Source organism: Cuniculiplasma divulgatum (genome assembly GCA_031200235.1).
Taxonomy (GTDB): domain Archaea; phylum Thermoplasmatota; class Thermoplasmata; order Thermoplasmatales; family Thermoplasmataceae; genus UBA509.
Genome location: CP133595.1, coordinates 1,967,241 through 1,983,136, shown reverse-complemented (window position 1 = coordinate 1,983,136; position 15,896 = coordinate 1,967,241). Strand labels below are relative to the sequence as shown.

Annotated in this window: 16 protein-coding genes; 5 read left to right on the top strand and 11 right to left on the bottom strand. The window is 46.7% G+C overall.

The window, feature by feature from the left end:
• Positions 1-123 precede the first annotated feature (123 nt).
• The 5 genes from RE469_10305 to RE469_10285 form a co-directional block, all read right to left on the bottom strand.
• Entirely contained in the window at positions 124-1,767 is a 1,644-nt protein-coding gene (locus tag RE469_10305; protein WMT44578.1) for an acyl-CoA dehydrogenase family protein, read from the bottom strand.
• Between the two features lie 59 nt (positions 1,768-1,826).
• The gene (locus RE469_10300; GenBank protein WMT44577.1) at positions 1,827-3,155 is read right to left on the bottom strand and encodes a DUF790 family protein; all 1,329 of its coding nucleotides are present in this window, start codon (positions 3,153-3,155) and stop codon (positions 1,827-1,829) included.
• Entirely contained in the window at positions 3,118-4,467 is a 1,350-nt protein-coding gene (locus RE469_10295; protein ID WMT44576.1) for a DEAD/DEAH box helicase family protein, read from the bottom strand. Before RE469_10295 ends, RE469_10300 begins: the two co-directional genes overlap by 38 nt.
• Positions 4,468-4,596: 129 nt before the next feature.
• Positions 4,597-5,088, bottom strand: coding sequence for a CopD family protein (locus tag RE469_10290; GenBank protein ID WMT44575.1), 492 nt, complete (start codon positions 5,086-5,088; stop codon positions 4,597-4,599).
• Positions 5,089-5,259: 171 nt separating this feature from the next.
• Positions 5,260-6,213 (bottom strand): amidohydrolase family protein, encoded by a 954-nt coding sequence (locus tag RE469_10285; GenBank protein WMT44574.1) that lies wholly within the window; start codon positions 6,211-6,213, stop codon positions 5,260-5,262.
• Positions 6,214-6,530: 317 nt separating this feature from the next.
• Here RE469_10285 and RE469_10280 point away from each other — a divergent pair, with 317 nt between their 5' ends.
• The 4 genes from RE469_10280 to RE469_10265 all read left to right on the top strand — a co-directional run bounded on the left by RE469_10280 (position 6,531) and on the right by RE469_10265 (position 10,365).
• The gene (locus tag RE469_10280) at positions 6,531-7,730 is read left to right on the top strand and encodes an MFS transporter (GenBank protein ID WMT44573.1); all 1,200 of its coding nucleotides are present in this window, start codon (positions 6,531-6,533) and stop codon (positions 7,728-7,730) included.
• Between the two features lie 83 nt (positions 7,731-7,813).
• Positions 7,814-8,635, top strand: coding sequence for a glucose 1-dehydrogenase (locus tag RE469_10275; protein WMT44572.1), 822 nt, complete (start codon positions 7,814-7,816; stop codon positions 8,633-8,635).
• Positions 8,636-8,761: 126 nt separating this feature from the next.
• Positions 8,762-9,919 (top strand): FAD/NAD(P)-binding oxidoreductase, encoded by a 1,158-nt coding sequence (locus tag RE469_10270; GenBank protein ID WMT44571.1) that lies wholly within the window; start codon positions 8,762-8,764, stop codon positions 9,917-9,919.
• Positions 9,916-10,365 (top strand): DUF1641 domain-containing protein, encoded by a 450-nt coding sequence (locus RE469_10265; protein WMT44570.1) that lies wholly within the window; start codon positions 9,916-9,918, stop codon positions 10,363-10,365. The genes RE469_10270 and RE469_10265 overlap by 4 nt, the downstream gene beginning before the upstream one ends.
• 19 nt (positions 10,366-10,384) lie before the next feature.
• Here the strand turns inward: RE469_10265 and RE469_10260 are convergent, their stop codons facing one another.
• The 3 genes from RE469_10260 to RE469_10250 are packed head-to-tail and all read right to left on the bottom strand — an operon-like array spanning position 10,385 to position 11,722.
• A complete protein-coding gene (locus tag RE469_10260; GenBank protein WMT44569.1) occupies positions 10,385-10,732 on the bottom strand; it encodes a metalloregulator ArsR/SmtB family transcription factor in 348 nt (115 codons plus the stop codon).
• 1 nt (position 10,733) lies between these two features.
• Positions 10,734-11,348: a formylmethanofuran dehydrogenase subunit E family protein gene (locus RE469_10255; protein WMT44568.1), complete on the bottom strand. Its 615-nt coding sequence runs from the start codon at positions 11,346-11,348 to the stop codon at positions 10,734-10,736.
• 14 nt (positions 11,349-11,362) lie between these two features.
• Positions 11,363-11,722: a DsrE family protein gene (locus RE469_10250; GenBank protein WMT44567.1), complete on the bottom strand. Its 360-nt coding sequence runs from the start codon at positions 11,720-11,722 to the stop codon at positions 11,363-11,365.
• Positions 11,723-12,093: 371 nt separating this feature from the next.
• On the opposite strand from RE469_10250, the gene RE469_10245 reads away from it, so the two are divergent.
• Complete coding sequence (locus RE469_10245) at positions 12,094-13,377, top strand: arsenic transporter (GenBank protein ID WMT44566.1); 1,284 nt, start codon at positions 12,094-12,096, stop codon at positions 13,375-13,377.
• 3 nt (positions 13,378-13,380) lie between these two features.
• Here the strand turns inward: RE469_10245 and RE469_10240 are convergent, their stop codons facing one another.
• The 3 genes from RE469_10240 to RE469_10230 all read right to left on the bottom strand — a co-directional run bounded on the left by RE469_10240 (position 13,381) and on the right by RE469_10230 (position 15,787).
• Positions 13,381-14,448, bottom strand: a complete 1,068-nt coding sequence (locus tag RE469_10240; protein WMT44565.1) for a C4-dicarboxylate ABC transporter — start codon at positions 14,446-14,448, stop codon at positions 13,381-13,383.
• Between the two features lie 44 nt (positions 14,449-14,492).
• Positions 14,493-15,203 (bottom strand): hypothetical protein, encoded by a 711-nt coding sequence (locus tag RE469_10235; GenBank protein WMT44564.1) that lies wholly within the window; start codon positions 15,201-15,203, stop codon positions 14,493-14,495.
• Positions 15,204-15,352: 149 nt separating this feature from the next.
• On the bottom strand, positions 15,353-15,787 hold the full coding sequence (locus RE469_10230; GenBank protein ID WMT44563.1) for an Lrp/AsnC family transcriptional regulator: 435 nt from the start codon (positions 15,785-15,787) through the stop codon (positions 15,353-15,355).
• Between the last annotated feature and the right edge of the window lie 109 nt (positions 15,788-15,896).

The window sequence follows — 15,896 nt, the reverse complement described above, 5'->3', positions numbered from 1 at the left end:
GAAAACTGCTTGATGACTAAAAACCTATTGCGTCCTGGGAACCGCCATGCCGAAATGTAATGGAGACATGAATGCATGGAATCAGGGGCAGCATACTCGGCATGACCCCCAGCAATCATCCTTTTATGGGGAACTATGTGCCATCCATTCCATGTGCTTCAGTGCGAATTTATAGATTTCCGGTTCCTTTCGTTCCGGGTCAAAGTGCTTCCACCTGTAGACTGTTGCAATCATCCTCATGCCTGTATCGCCTGTCTTGAATGCCACTGCGTACAGCAGCACTGAAGCAGTTGTGGTTGCCAGCAGATCAAGTACATCTTTTGCATAAAACTCCCTCTGTTCTGAAGAGAGGTAATTTGCGGCTCTGCTGAATGAATCCCTGACCATATCGTCCATTGTGGATCGGATGTCCTTATCACTGATTTCCTCAAGCAACTTTGACAGGTATTCCCGGAGATCCTTCAGCACATCCTTCTTCAGGAGCACCTCAAGAAGATCCAGAGCCTGTATATTGCTTGTCCCTTCCCATATGGATGTAACAATTGAATCCCTGTGGAACTTCTCAATGGGAAATTCATGCAGGAATCCCTTGCCTCCAAGAAGTTCCATGGCGTATCTTGTTACATAATCACTGGACCATGAGGCAAGGTTCTTTGCCATGTGTGAAAGTGTCCTTGCAAAATGATATTCCCTTGAATAAGGTGGCCTGACATCCCATACGCCGGAGAAAAGGCTGGCTGAAAGGATGGAGATTGCCATGGATGCCTCGACTTCCGCCTCCATTTCAACAAGATCCCTCTGCACCAGCGGGTGATTGCTCAGTGCCTTTCCGAAGGCTTCCCGTTTCTGGGCATATCTGTAAGCTTCCCAGAGTGCTTTCCTGGCAATGCCAACAGCTGCGATTGCATCATCTATCCTTGAAACTGTGAGAATTTCCATTGCGATGTATATGCCAGTCTGCAGGTCACCAAGAAGGTACCCTTCCGAATGATCCAGTTCCACCTCGCCTGTGGGAACGGCAATTGTGCCAAGCTTGTCCTTCAGCCTGCGTATCCTGTAGTTTGGGTTTCCGTTGGAATCCAGGGCTGGGACAAAGAATGTGGATATTCCCTTGGCACCCTGTGGTGCCCCCTGGATTCTGGCTGTCACCACTGAAGCATCTGCCAGGCCGGAGTTGCTTGCAAAATACTTGTCTGATCCGGTTATTCTCCACGCATCTCCATCGGGAACAGCAACGGTTCTGTTGGCACCAAGATCACTGCCTCCCTGTATTTCAGTGTAGTATGTTGCGCCAAGCCAGGGGTTTTCATGGGAAATGAACCTGTTCAGATAGGTATTCCTGACATGGTCATTGCCATATTTTTGCAGTGCATAGGCTGTCTGCATTGTCAGTGTCAGGGTGCAGAAAAGCCCGGAATCGGAAATGAGGTACCCGGAAATGAAGTGATGCATGAGGTCCTTCTCCAGTATGGGCCTGGAAATCACACCGAATGACTGAAGCCGATCTATCACATGCACATGTGACGGCGATATCCATACGCCATCCATCCTTTCGTCAAGCACATCCCACGTCTGCAGGACAGGCTTGGAATAATGATCAATGAACATGGCTTCTTCCACCATTTCACTGGATACATATTTTCCAAGGGAGCTCAGTTCATCTCTTCCTCTGTATTTCAGAAACTCAAGTACCCTCTGCATGGGTCCATCGTCCGAATAAAAGTTCACGTTGCTGCTCAGGAATATACGCGAAAAGTCAAACCTCATGCCATGATAATGTCAAAGACAGTACTTAAGAAAGCGTGTTTCGTTAACTGCACCTATTCTCATTCAACAATTATGCGCAGCCCTTTCCACTTTATGGTGAACCCTGCCTTCTGCAGTGCCTCGGAAGGGTCGAAGCCCATGAATTCAAGGTAGTCAACCATGGCCTGGGAATCCGGGTACAGTGAATGCAGGTGCTGCAGGACTTTCTCAGGTACATCCTGATTCACGTGGGTAGGCTTCTCTTCTGGCCTTTCTGCGGGTTTTGCTGGGACCTCACGCTTCGTAAGCCTGGCTTTCAGGTAGTCCACCACTGCATGCCGGTCCAGCTCATCCCTGAAGCAGTGGGCACCTGGAGGGCACTTCTCTCCCTTCTCCAGTATGCAGAACAGCTCAGCCTGATGGCCTTCCCTGGCAATTCCTGTTACCATTGCCTGATCCTCACCGAAGTAATTGGGGCGTGTGATGAATATTGATACTGTTGTATCATTGATTGCAACGGAATAATCCGGAAAGATGGCTTTGCCTGCGACCTTTATGGGAGACGGGGTTTCAGACAGTATACGATCTTTCCCCGATTCATGGGTGGGTTCACGTGATGTCAGGAGTTCTACCGCAGCATCGTCAAGGAAATATGAGTAGTCCGATTTCTCGTCGCCGTTCTTGAGCTTCACGGTGGCCTGCACCTGCCAGTCGGAATAATGGAAGAGATATCTCATCAACATGGCAATCCGTGATCCGTACCTGTCGCTGTGCTCAATGATGGACAGTGGCCCGCTGACTTCGATCCTGTAAATTCCGTTCTCATCACTGATCCTGTAAAGCAGGCCTAGGCTCCGAATGCGCCTCTCAAATCTTGCATGGTTCATTGTTGTTGTGATGACGATTGAGGATGTCTTGAGCATCACGGTTTCAACCTGCTCAAGATTGTATCTTGCCGACAGATCATCTGGCGTGATATCCGGCACCGAAACAAGGATCTGCTCATCCTCCTTGTCTGCATACATTGCCTTTGAGATCTCACTGGGGGAAACATCCATCTCAGCAGCAATCCGGGCAATGAGGTCGTCTCTTTCCTCTGGAGCAACCGGTGGTGTTCTGGCACTGGAGAAGATTGCTTTTCTCACCTTCATCGGATCCAGGAACGAGGGCGGATCCAACCGGGACAGTCTGAACATGAGAAGTGCCAGCCCCCTGACAATCTTGGGGTTCTGTGACTTCAGCTCCAGGAGCTTTATCTCATTCTCGATTTCCTTTCTTCTTTTTCCAAGGGATTTGTGAAACAGATCAATAACGGACGTGGCATAATTGCTGTTCTCGCTGGTCAGAAATACGGACCTCACCACACCGTTCTTACTTTTGCGAACTGTCATCAGTTGAACTGGGAACACCTTTTCGCCTCCTTTTGGAAGTTCCATACTCTGAAGTGCCCTTGGCAACGATCTCGTATAGCACAGAATGTTTTTCACCGGATGGGCGGAGCAATCTTCCGAGCCTCTGCCTGAACTGCCGGGTGCTGCCTGATCCGCTCAGGACAATCCCAACGCTGGCATCCGGCACGTCTATACCTTCGTCAAGAACCCTGGAAGTGGCCAGTGCCGTAACCCTCCCTGCTTTGAACATTTCCAGATATTCCTTCCGCTCCGGCCCGGGAGTCAGATACGTTATGCATGGAATCAGGCACTCCTTGGATATCATGTAGGCTGTGTCAGTATCCTCTGAAAAGATGATGGTCTTCTGGTTCCTGTGCTTTGAAAGGACATACCTGACCGTATCGACCTTAACCCGGGCGTTGAATGCAATTTCCCTGGCCGTTCGCCAGGCAAGAAGTGCCTCCCGGCCCTCAGGATTCCACGAAGAGAGGATGAACTTTTCAAAATCCCACGGACCCCTGAGCGTTATGCGATGGCGCCTGAGATAACTGATGAATATATTCCGGTTCCTTTCATATTCTTCCTCCTCCTCTGGTTCAAGATCTACGGGTATCCTTATTATATCATAATCTGAGAGGTACTCCGTAAGTTCCTCATATCCCAGTTCAAAGATCTTTCCACCCATCACCTCCTCCAGATTCTCGTGCAGCATGTCCGTTCTTTCGTATGTCGCGGTCAATCCCATCCTGTAAGGGGAAGCGTACATTTTCGCTATTTCCAGATAACGTTCCGATGCAAGATGATGCACCTCGTCCACAAGCAGGAACCTGAATCTGTTTCCCAGGGATTCTGCCATCAGGTAGGCGGAATCATATGTGCTAACTGAAATATCCTCTATATCCTTCTCTCCTCCACCAATCTGCCCAACTTTTACGCCGAATGTCCTGGAAAGCTTGTCCCTCCATTGCTGGACAAGTTCAATTGTGGGTGCAACCACAAGTGTTGTTGTGGAAAGGCGCGCAATTGCCTCAATCCCTATATGAGTTTTTCCTGCTGCAGTTGGAAGAACAACAACCCCTGCATTCTGGTTAGCTGCCCAGAGATCCACAGCTTTTTTCTGGTAGGGTCTCAGGGTTTCACTGTGCCTGACATTTACAGATGAGGAGCTGAAGACATCATCCCTTGCATCTGGAAACTTTTTCACGACCTGTGAATACCTGAAAGCCTCGGTGCGGTATGCCCCAATCCGGTCATCGTACACAATGTATGGGGGAACATTTCCCTGAACTTCGTTCAGGATAAGCGTACCACGGCTGAAGGCTATATTCATTCCACATGATCAGCAAACACTGTGTAATGAAATTTGCCACGTCCACACATCCCAGATGATATTACATGCTGAACAGCATCAAAACTGTCGTAACGTAAGAGGGAGCCTCAAGATGCGCCATTTTTGCCATCAGGGATAGTAAAAGGGCAGCGTGAATGCAATGAGCACTATGACAACCATCAGGCCAAGAGTTATGAATGATGCCATATGCGTGATGCGCCTGATTCTTTTCATCTCGTCAAACTTCCCCTCCTGTGAGAGCCTGACGAGTCTCTTTCCGTGATAAATGTTATTGGCGTACATCAGCACAAGCATTATTACAACGATGATACCCTTTGCAAGCAGCAACTGGCCTCCGGTGGTAGTGGTGAGATCGGAAAGCTTCGGCAGATATCCATAGCCCAGATACAGGCCCGTCAGTATAAGTATGGCAACAGAAATATCGGTGGCGGTTCCGAATATCCTCCCCACATGGCCGAGGATTTTTGTCCTGACTTTCTCGTCATCTGAAATCCTGAATGTGGCTGGCCAGACAACGATCCATATGAAGAAGGAACCACCCACGAAGAAAAGGGCTGTGAAAGCGTGTATCCACAGTATCACCAGAAAGAGGATATCCATATGTGTGTATCCTTAGGCTTCAATTAATTTTTTCCCTGCTCATCACTGAAATTTGGAGATGGAAGGGAAACTTCTGAAACTTTGGTCTTCTGTCTGCTTGCTCTTTAGACCTGATCTCATGAGTATGGAAGAATCTCAGCTGCATTTAAGGTGGAGTTCAATGAAACTGCCTCAGAGGCCTATGATATTCCTGGCATTGCCATTGAATATAGTCCTCTTGTCCTCCTCACTTATTGGAAGTGATTCAATGTTCTCTATTATCTGGTCTGAATCCCCCCATGGAAAATCAGTTCCAAACATTATGTGGTCCACGCCGAAGAATTCCAGTGCACTTCTGATCCAGGGCATTGACATTCCTTCGGCAGTGTCAACGTAAAATGACTTCAGGTACGAAAGGGATTCAGAGTCCTCATCCTGCTTTTTCCCAGGAGTATTATTGTCAAGGAAAGTTGAGATTCTTCCACCGAGCAGTGGTACCAGTGATCCAAGATGATGCACCACGAATTTCAGCTTCCTGTGCCTGGCAATAACACCGGACCCTACAAGATGTATCATGGCAAGTGTTGTATCAAAGTCCCATCCAACCATGATGCCGGTATTGAATTCTCGGAGCCATGGGTAAGACTGCCTCATGAAAGTGGGATGAATCCAGATAGGTTTTCCCAGCTCTTCCATTGCAGTGTAAAATGGTTCAAATCGTGGCGAGCCAAGTGGCTCACCATGAACGTTGGATACAATCTGGATACCCAGCATCTTCAGTTCCCTGATACATCTTGTGGCTTCAGCTATGGCCGCATCCGGATCGGCAAGGGATACGGTGCCAATTGCAAGGAATCTTCCCTCACTCTGGCTCGCTGTTTCATGCATGCCATTGTTGGCTGCTTTCATTACTTCCAGCGATCGCTCTGCATCAAGCTCCAGGTCATCAATGTCAGGAAGTGCCAGAGAAATAATCTCCCTGCTGATGTGGAGCCTGTCCATTACCTGGATCCTGTTCTTCATGTTCACAAGTTCAGGGAGCCTCTTTGCCTGCTCATCCATCATGGCAGGGCGTTTGGAAAAGAAATTGAAATAGCTCTCAGGGTAAACATGGTTGAATACATCTATTTTCTCAGTGCTAACCATGAGATCACATTCCTTTATAGTATTATATTTTTGGTTGTCTATTTTTTGAGTGCCTATTCATATGGTGCCTTGAAAATTGCCACACCTTGGCCGTTTTCAATGGACCAGACGGCTCTCAGTATCCAAACATTGAAGTATCATGTGTTACTGAAAGGACAGCAGTTAAGGCCTCGGGAAACTGTCATGAATTGAGCAATTCTTGAATATCTCTGTTCATTTAAGATACTGGTGATGCCGTATGAATGCCAGCAATCCAGTGATTGGACAATTGCTCAGGAATATGACTGAAAACCGTGGATCACCAAACAGGTAAAGAGATGTCAGGAAAGGAAAGTATGTCCAGTCTTGAAAACGAAGGCCTGCCAGTAAATGTATGGTACATATCATTATCAGCATTTTTCGCGGATTTTGGGTACCAGGCCGTCATTGTAGGCTTTCCTCTCTTCATAGTGCTTATCTTGAAGGCGCCAGTATATTACTACGGGATTGCAGAAGCCTTGAACTATGGTGTTGGGTCACTTTTTGCATATTATGGGGGAAGACTGGCATCCAGATACGGGAGCAGGAAGATTGCCATAGTGGGAAATTCCCTGATTCCCATACTGTCATTCACAGGATTTGCTGGCACTGTTTATGAAGCAGTGGCCATATTTGCAGGGGGTTGGTGGGCAAGGAACTTCAGGTCACCTGCCAGAAGAGCACTGATGAGCGAATCTGTTTCCGAAGGCAACAGGTCAAGAGCTTATGGCTTATTGCACGGACTTGATGTGGGTGGTGGAATACTTGCCACGCTTGTTTTCATTTCCATGGTATCACTTGGCTATCCGTTCAGGACCGTCTTCATTATCACAATTATTCCAATCGTCATTTCCACATTCATGCTCATACTGGTGAAACATGATGCTGGTAAAAATGCGAAATCTTCCGTTGGAAAAAGTCAGCGCAGGCCATTCTTCAGCGGCGTAATCATCTCGTCAGCGCTTTTTGGCTTTGGATACTACAGCATGGGTTTTCTGGTTCTCACGGTTGCACTTGTCACATCCAAAATTGTGCTGGGAGCTTTATCTTACACCATTTTCCTCGCAGTCTCAGCGTCGGTTGGATTCCTCATGTCAAGAATAAAGCTGAAGCGGGAGGCTCTTCCACTTGGCCTGCTGGGCTACATACTTGCAGGATTTGGTGCTCTCCTCTATGCCCTGTCCCTGATTGAAAAATTGCCACTGGCATCATTCTATCTGTCAACAGTTGTCATCGGACTTGGAACAGGCTTTACGGAAGTTTTTGAGCCCACAATAATCTCAAAGGTTTCAGAGAACATAGGGAGGGGAATGGGCTGGCTTACAGCCTCAAGGAGTGCCGGATTGTTTGCCGCCAATATAATAATGGGTTTCCTTTATTTTGTTGATCCTGCGTATTTATATCTTTATGCTTTTGCGGTGGCTATAATTGCCGGCCTGATTGTCATAATTACAGGACGGACATATGATAGGGAACTCCTTGCTGAGCCACAGGCATAAAATCTATGAGTATATTTCAGGATGATATATTTCAGGAAGTTGGAATTCAGTTAATCTTATTTTGAATAAAGGCATAGGTTTTCATGGCAGATGACAGCAGAAAGGTGTCCTACGGCACCGGCATAAACATGGAACTTAAGGGCAAAATTGCGCTTGTCACCGGATCGAGCTCAGGTCTTGGCATGGAGATTGCGAAATATCTGGCAAGAGCCGGAGCAACAGTGGCAATTCACTATCATTCTGAGAAGCTTCAGGCTGAGCAACTTGCAGGAGAAATAAACAGCAACGGCGGCAGGGCAGCTGTTTTTGGCGGGGATGTTTCAAACAGGGCGGAGGTTGAAGCCATATTCACAAGCATTGACCGTCAGTTAGGATCTGTGGACATTCTGGTTAACAATGCCGGAATAGACGGAAAAAGGGAGCTCTGCGGTGATGACAACCCCGATGACTGGGAAAGGGTCATTGCCATAAACCTGATGGGTCCATACTACTGCGCCAGAGAGGCTGTGAAGAGGATGAAAAAATCTGGACATGGCGTCATCATAAACATCACGTCTGTGCATGAGTTTGTCCCCTGGTCTGGCTATACGGCGTACAGCAGTGCCAAGGCAGGTCTGTCCATGTTCACCAAGACGCTTGCACAGGAAGTTTCCGAATCCGGCATCAGGGTCGTTGCTGTGGCACCGGGGGCAATAAAGACGCCAATAAACAAGGATGTGTGGGGGAATCCGGACACTTACAGGGACCTCCTTACAAAGATTGCAATGCCCAGAATGGGGGAGACATCTGATATTGCTCAGGCAGTGACATTCCTGGCCAGCGACATGGCCTCATACATTACGGGCACTACCCTGGTGGTTGACGGCGGCATGCTTATTTATCCGGCTTTCAAGCATGGCGGATAAGACTCTGTTATACCCATGGTAAAAACATCAGAGTTTTGGATTTTTACACAAATTTTGTGGCATCATGGATTCTTCCTCTAAATATTTCATAAATCAGTTATTATCTTATGACCCCATTGAACGTTGATGAAGACCATAGCAATTATTGGCGGAGGCAGTGGTGGAGTAAGCACAGCAAACCATCTTGCCTATAAGTTGAGAGAGCAGGTTAAAGCCGGCGACGTTAAGATCGTCCTTGTGGAAGGAAGCCAGAGACATTACTATCAGCCAGGATTTCTTGAAATCCCCTTTGACATGATGGCAGCTTCCTCCACGTACAGGCCGGTGTCCAGGATGTTAGCGGACGGAATAACGCTTGTGCCCGAGTTTGCCACTGCCCTTGATCTGAAGAACAGTGTCGTCAGGACTGACAGGCAGAGCATTAATTATGATTTCCTGGTCATTGCAACTGGAGCAAGGTATGATTATGATTCCATTCCGGGACTGAAGCAGGGAACCAACAACTTTTACAGCCTTGAAGCCGCTGTTGAACTCAAGAAGAAGCTCAACAATTTCAAGTCAGGCCGCATTGTTGTGGGAGTATCATCCATGCCCTACAAGTGTACCCCTGCGCCGCTGGAGGTCGTCTTTATGCTGAATGATTACTTCACCAGTAGAGGAATAAGGGACAGGGTCGAAATCCAATACGTATATCCCATGCCAATGGCTTTTCCAGATCAGGGCATTTCAGATATAGCTCGGAAAATGTTCAGCGAAAAGGGAATAAAGAGCAGTCTGGGATTCCAGATAAAGGCCGTGGATGTAGCGGCAAAGGAACTTGTATCGCAGAAGGATGAGAGGATCGCATATGATCTGGCGCTGATTGTCCCGCCTCACAGGGGAAATAAGCTTCTGGAATCCACAGGAGTGGCAGATCAGATGGGCTGGGTTCAGGTTGACGGATATACGCTCAATGTTAAGGGCTACGGGAATGCCTATGCAATCGGTGATGCCACGAACCTGCAGGTATCCAAGGCAGGTTCAGTTGCTGACGCCCAGGCCATAGTTGTATCCGACAGAATCATGCAATCGATTCTTGGCGAGGAGCCGGTGGCAACCTATGATGGCAGTGGTGGTGCTCTTATGCTCACGGGCATGGGCAAAGCATCAATGATAACATCCAGTTATACCCAGAAGCCAGTCTTCATGCCGGAGAGTTATTCATTCTACTGGCTGAAGCTAATTTACAACAACGTGTACTGGAACATGACTGCAAAACCTGTCCTGAACGGGGTGGTACAATGAGCAACGATATAACAGAGATACTGAACAGGAAGCTGGCCGATCCGGAAACAAGAAAGGCCGTTGAATCACTGGTGGACAACATTGGAACAATTTCAAGATCAGTGGAATGGGTGAGAACACTTGAGGAAACCGGGATGGCCGAATCCCTTCAGGGGCTTGTCTATCTTGTGGCCAATCTGCGTGGCGTCCTGACGGATGACATGCTGAACGGAGTTGCTTCTATCCTGAATTCCCTCCTTGAGATATTATCCAGGATATCTGATCCGCAGGTTGTTGACGGAGTAATTGCGCTTCTTGACGGCATTTCATCTGGACGCCTTTCAAAGGAACCCAGGATTCACGGGACGTTCAGCCTGCTTGGCGAGCTGAAGGATCCTGAAGTGGAGGCAGGACTTGCAGTTACAATAAATATCTTGAAAGGCCTCGGGAAAGTGGGCAAGAAATAATCTGCCTTTCTTTTTACAATCATATTTTGCATTTCTGGTGGTTTGGCAGATCTTCAATCTTTTTCAACTCACTGGAGATATCCGGGAGTGATTCCAGAATTTCCTTGATCATGGGAAAAGCATCCTGATTCAATGAATAATATATCCACTGGGCATTTCTTCTCTCCTTTACGAGGTCAACGGATCTCAGCCTGGCAAGGTGCTGGGATGCATTTGACTGCGATATATTGAGTATGGAAGTTATTTCGCAGACGCAGAGTTCCTGATGGCTTATGAGTGACAGGATGTGCAGCCTGTTTGGATCACCCAGTACCTTGAGTATATCCGCCATCCTTAACAGGTCAGACCTATACTGAGGATGCATCATGCTACCGAATCACGTCCTTAAATATAATATCAGTCCTTATTCCCTTGCTGGAATAAGGCACTTCCCTCCATTTATATTCAATTTTCCTGGCATGATAATGGTCCCCGGGTCTCGTTTTCAATAGCGTGTTTTTCACCCAGTTGTCCTGCAGTGACTTCAGGCGATCCAGTTTTTCCGGCAGTTCTTCTCTGGAGGCAGAAATAAGTGATGCTTCTGCATTGGCTATCTCAGCAGGGAAGAACCCATTGTCTTCCGTGACTTCAATGCTTTCTCCAGTGGATATTTTCTGAAGTATATACCAGACACCAGGATCGCTCAGGACATCCTGAGTCCCGAATCTTACCCTTGCACCGGTGAGGTATGAGGCAGCATCTCCAAGGCATGGGCTGTTGCGGGATATTGCCCTGAGATCAGTGCGATCGATGACGCCATTGGGAAAGAGGATTTTGAATGCGACTGAAAGTGCATATGTACCACGATACAGGCCATCGCAGGCATGCCCGTGGAACTTAACCAGATCATCAAATGTTATTTCCTTGGTGGATTGAGAATACCTTCCATGGCTGGATTCAGTGTCAAGAACGGTGAACACCGGAATATTCTTTTCTGTCATCATTGCTCCTGATGCCGTCAGAAGGATATTACCGTGTATCCTTCAACAGCATACCGTGAAAATGCATCCCTGGCGAACTCAAGATCTATTCCGTTGCTGGAGAAAATGTCTTCCATGTTCCAGTTCTTGACCTGGTTTGAGCAGGCCTCAAGTGTTATACCAGATTCCCTGAGTTCCTTGATTGCATCCAGCACCTCACCATTGTCCTGTCCCTTTTCCAGCGACCTGACACCCCCGGTGAAGAGGAAAACTTCGACTCTGTCTATGCCGTTCTCCTTTCTTGCATCATGAATCCTCTTTGCAACGTGGAGTCCGGATATTACCTTTGCGCGCTGATCCAGTCCTGAGTTTATGACTATTGCTATTTTTCCTGTCATGTTAATATCGCATCAGTATATGCGAATATACTAATTAAAGCTTACATAAAATGAGCAGGGAAGCTCCGATCTTCAATGAATAGATGAATTGCTAAAGGATAATAAAGATGGAGGGCAATAAAGAGAAAATACCCACGGGCTATGGGAAATTTAATCCGCATAACCTACCTGAAAAGAACAGTGGGAGATGGAACAAAATCTTTGGATATCGTGATGCGGGTAATATCAATGAGGCAGGAACCTCAGATGCCTTAGAATGTAGAGAATGTCAACAGTACCCAGAATGTGGCATCTGCGCTGATGGACAGACATGTATATTAGCATATTTTAATATACGGAATTGAACTTACAAACTTAACCTGGTTGTTTCAATGATTCTTTCATTCCGTTTCTATATTTCCGCTGCGATCTTCGCCATAACACTGCTCCTGGTCATAAAGAAACCAAAAAACATTGGCATTGGATATTCGGCCCTGATTGGGGCGGCTGCCAGCTATGCCCTGGGCATGATAAATTTCTCCAGTGTCATAGCGGTATGGAACATTGTATGGAACGCAACTTTCACATTTATAGCAATAATTCTCATATCACTTGCACTGGATGAGGCGGGTGTCTTCAAGTATGCTGCCCTTAAGATTGCACGCATGGCAGGAGGGCATGGAAACCTGCTGTTCCTCTTTATTATAATTCTTGGGTCCGGAATATCCGCAATATTTGCCAATGATGGAACTGCCCTTATCCTCACCCCTATAGTATACGAAATGCTTGTAAACATGAACGTGGAGAGGAAATACATTCTCCCATTCATAATGGCCACTGGCTTCATTGCGGATTCAGCATCACTGCCTCTATCGGTGAGCAACCTGGTGAATATAGTGAGCACCACCTATTTCCATATTTCATTCCTGAGTTATGCCAGGGTGATGATACTTCCGGACCTTGTATCCATCGCTGCATCCCTTGGCATTCTATACATCTTCTACCGGAAAACAATCATTTCGCACTATGCAACCCAAACTCTTGGAAATCCCCGGGAGGCAATCCGATCTCCACTCATTGCAAAGATGAGTGTTCCCGTCATAATAGTTCTCATAATTCTCTATTCAGTTGGTGGAATCTATGACGTTCCCATTGCATTCATATCCGTTGCTGTGGCGGCTTTCGTGATGATCTCAGCAAGGTCAAGCGGCGATATAGATACAGTTAAGATCATCAGGGAAGCTCCATGGCAGATCGTCATATTCTCATTCGGAATGTATCTTGTAGTTTATGGGCTCGGCTTGAATGGCCTCACTGAACTTATGGTGTTTTTACTGTCGCATATTGTGTCATTGCCAGGCCCACTTCCATATGTATTCTCAGGGTATTTTTTTGCCTTCCTGGCCTCAAGCATGAACAACATGCCATCCGTTATGCTGGGTGCACTATCAATCTCCTCAATTCATAATGCCAATTATCTCATTTACACAAACGTCATAGGAAATGACATAGGGCCAAAATTTACTCCCATAGGGTCTCTTGCAACACTTCTGTGGCTTCACACACTGGATCGTAAAAATGGAATAAAAATTGGTTACGGGTATTACATGAAAGTTGGATTTATAATTGCACTGCCTGTCCTGACCTTCACGCTTCTTTCTCTGTATCTGCTCTAGCTCTTACTCCTCCGGTCTGTGCCCAGGAATGGCGTGTTTCTCAGCAACTTCCCTGCCGAACATGTTTTTGAGGAACATTCCAGTGTTCAGCCACGCATAAACCCAGAGTATGTTGAGAATGACGGCAATTGTTACGTATGCCCAGAGAAGCGCATAGAAATGGGTGAATCCGAGAATTTTTATGGTTGATGTAGCAAAGAGCCCCAGCGGGAATCCGTAAGCCCATACTCCAAGGGTCCCTCTGGCAGGATGAGTGAAAATCAAAATCACAACAACCAGGAAGTTCCAGACTTCGAAACCCCAGAGCAACACTGAAAGCCATTCCACAGATGATCCTCCTATGAACAGCTGGTCTATCTTGCCGAAACCAGCCAGTGAAAAGAGGTTGATGATTATGAGACTGGATATTCCCACGGGCAGCATTGTCGTAGGCAGCGTCTCATGAACCTTGGTGGAGACATGGCCTGCCAGTGCCAGTGATCCTATGAATATGAACAGGAAGAAGAATATTCCAAGTCCCATGAGAACCAGGAAGTACATTGTCTGTGCTTCCACTCCCCCATAGAAATTCATGAGGGATCCAGCAAGGAACACGCTTGTGCCGATTGCAAGGGGCGGTATAACAATGGCGTAGTTCATTTCCCGCGGATTTATCTCCTTGGTGTACAGCCTGTACCCTAATAGTACACCCAGTCCAAGTGCAAGGATATAGTTTGCGTAGAAGTCCACTGCCGAAAGGGCTGCAGTGGTTCCGGAAAGGCCGAAGAAGTATATGAGCTGGTAATTGCTAACGAATCCAATTATTGGAATCAGTGCAGTGAAACTCAATCTGGTAAGGTTGTTCCAGTGCGAGAATACCCGATCTTTCATGGCAAAGCCACGATATACCCAGATGCCGAATATGACCACGAAGATTGAAATTCCCAGTATTGAGAAAGCCTCCGCGACATACCTGAAGGCAACGCTACCCGTTTCACCGAAAGCAAGAATATAAACCTGTGCCAGTGCGAGAGTCGATATTGCTATGCCAAACCACTCAGATCCAAATAGATTAAGCGTGCTTTTCCTCATGTTAAAATCATCACTCCTTTATGTGATCCATGAACTATGTGGGTTTACCACTTGAGTATCTCCATTGCAGAAGTCAGCGCACGGTTTCCTGTAATGAATCTGGTGAGGAAGAGGGCATCCTCCATCTCCTCTTTCTTCCCGCCATTGAGGAAGAACTGTGTCAGATAGACGCGGGCACATTCTTCATATCTGATTGAAATACTCACTGCAAATGCCATGAGGAAGAGGTATTTCTGCTCGACCTCGAAGGGGGACATCAATTCTGCCTTTTCCTTGAGATGCTCCTCCAGCAGGTTAAATGACACTGATGCCAGGGAACTCAGATTTTCCGGAAGAAAATCCATTCCAGATTCTGTCTTAACGTGATTGAGTATCCTCTCGATCTCAGCACTCTTGTGAGATGGTCCCGTGTATTTCTCAACAATGGGTTGTATGGTTCCCATAAGTGCCATTGTGGACGACATGAGTGCCATCTTTGCTGCCTTTATTGAATCCAGAACTTCCAGCATGCTTGCCTCAAACTTCTGGGCCAGTTTGAAGTGAATCATTGCAGAATCCGACTGTCCGTTGGCCAGAGACACTGAAAGTGCCGTGAGTGCGAGAATTTTTTTTGGAAGTTTTGTCCTCCCAAGATACAGGGTATTGTTTTCCCTGAACTGTTCCTTAGCCATTTCCACGTTATGGTTGCCCAGAAGTTTAATCACCTCAGGCATAGCTCCAAGTGTGGATCTTGCAAATCTCTCTATTTCTTCCATTTCATTGCTCATAAGCGAAGAATAAGGGTATCCTACTTAACGGATGTTAGCAATAAATTGTATAATGGGCATTACTGAAGCAAATTTTGTAAAATTGCCATGAACATTCAGTCTCTCAATGGGAAAAGTCAGATTGATGGGATGGAGTTCTAGGGTATTTCATCAAGTATGACCTCGAAGTCTATATCATAAATTCCAAAGTCAGGGAGTATTTTTCTGGCGTAGTTTCTCACCTCGCCGCACTCCTCACCAACCATCTGGATATGGAATCTTCGGGAACCTGTAGTTATCATGAATTTCTTTATACGCTTCTCCTTCCTGACAAGTGACACGAATTCATCTATTCTCTCAGGCGGTACATTGAAGCCTATCATGGCCTTGCATCCAAGTCCCAGCTTTCCATAGTCAATTTCTGCCCGACATGACTTTATGATCCCCCTCTGCCGCAGAAGTATCATCCTGTCACGAACAGTCCAGAGATTTTTGCCTGTTTTATCAGCAACCTCATTGTAAGTCAGCGAACAGTTTTCCTCCACAAGATCGATGATATCCATATCCAGCTGGTCCAGTTTGAAAGGCTTCATGATCATCAGATATTCAGACAAGATTTAACGATGTCGGAAATTTGATTGCGATCACATTTGCTGTTATGGTATGTTAGTGGATCGATTCTGTTATATAATTGCAGTTCAT

What these genes read in the sequence shown, in the direction of transcription:
- RE469_10305 (WMT44578.1), bottom strand. Translation starts at nt 1,767, where the DNA reads ATGAGGTTTGACTTTTCGCGTATATTCCTGAGCAGCAACGTGAACTTT.
- RE469_10295 (WMT44576.1), bottom strand. Translation starts at nt 4,467, where the DNA reads ATGAATATAGCCTTCAGCCGTGGTACGCTTATCCTGAACGAAGTTCAG.
- RE469_10290 (WMT44575.1), bottom strand. Translation starts at nt 5,088, where the DNA reads ATGGATATCCTCTTTCTGGTGATACTGTGGATACACGCTTTCACAGCC.
- RE469_10285 (WMT44574.1), bottom strand. Translation starts at nt 6,213, where the DNA reads ATGGTTAGCACTGAGAAAATAGATGTATTCAACCATGTTTACCCTGAG.
- RE469_10280 (WMT44573.1), top strand. Translation starts at nt 6,531, where the DNA reads ATGTCAGGAAAGGAAAGTATGTCCAGTCTTGAAAACGAAGGCCTGCCA.
- RE469_10275 (WMT44572.1), top strand. Translation starts at nt 7,814, where the DNA reads ATGGCAGATGACAGCAGAAAGGTGTCCTACGGCACCGGCATAAACATG.
- RE469_10270 (WMT44571.1), top strand. Translation starts at nt 8,762, where the DNA reads ATGAAGACCATAGCAATTATTGGCGGAGGCAGTGGTGGAGTAAGCACA.
- RE469_10265 (WMT44570.1), top strand. Translation starts at nt 9,916, where the DNA reads ATGAGCAACGATATAACAGAGATACTGAACAGGAAGCTGGCCGATCCG.
- RE469_10260 (WMT44569.1), bottom strand. Translation starts at nt 10,732, where the DNA reads ATGATGCATCCTCAGTATAGGTCTGACCTGTTAAGGATGGCGGATATA.
- RE469_10255 (WMT44568.1), bottom strand. Translation starts at nt 11,348, where the DNA reads ATGATGACAGAAAAGAATATTCCGGTGTTCACCGTTCTTGACACTGAA.
- RE469_10250 (WMT44567.1), bottom strand. Translation starts at nt 11,722, where the DNA reads ATGACAGGAAAAATAGCAATAGTCATAAACTCAGGACTGGATCAGCGC.
- RE469_10245 (WMT44566.1), top strand. Translation starts at nt 12,094, where the DNA reads ATGATTCTTTCATTCCGTTTCTATATTTCCGCTGCGATCTTCGCCATA.
- RE469_10240 (WMT44565.1), bottom strand. Translation starts at nt 14,448, where the DNA reads ATGAGGAAAAGCACGCTTAATCTATTTGGATCTGAGTGGTTTGGCATA.
- RE469_10235 (WMT44564.1), bottom strand. Translation starts at nt 15,203, where the DNA reads ATGGAAGAAATAGAGAGATTTGCAAGATCCACACTTGGAGCTATGCCT.
- RE469_10230 (WMT44563.1), bottom strand. Translation starts at nt 15,787, where the DNA reads ATGAAGCCTTTCAAACTGGACCAGCTGGATATGGATATCATCGATCTT.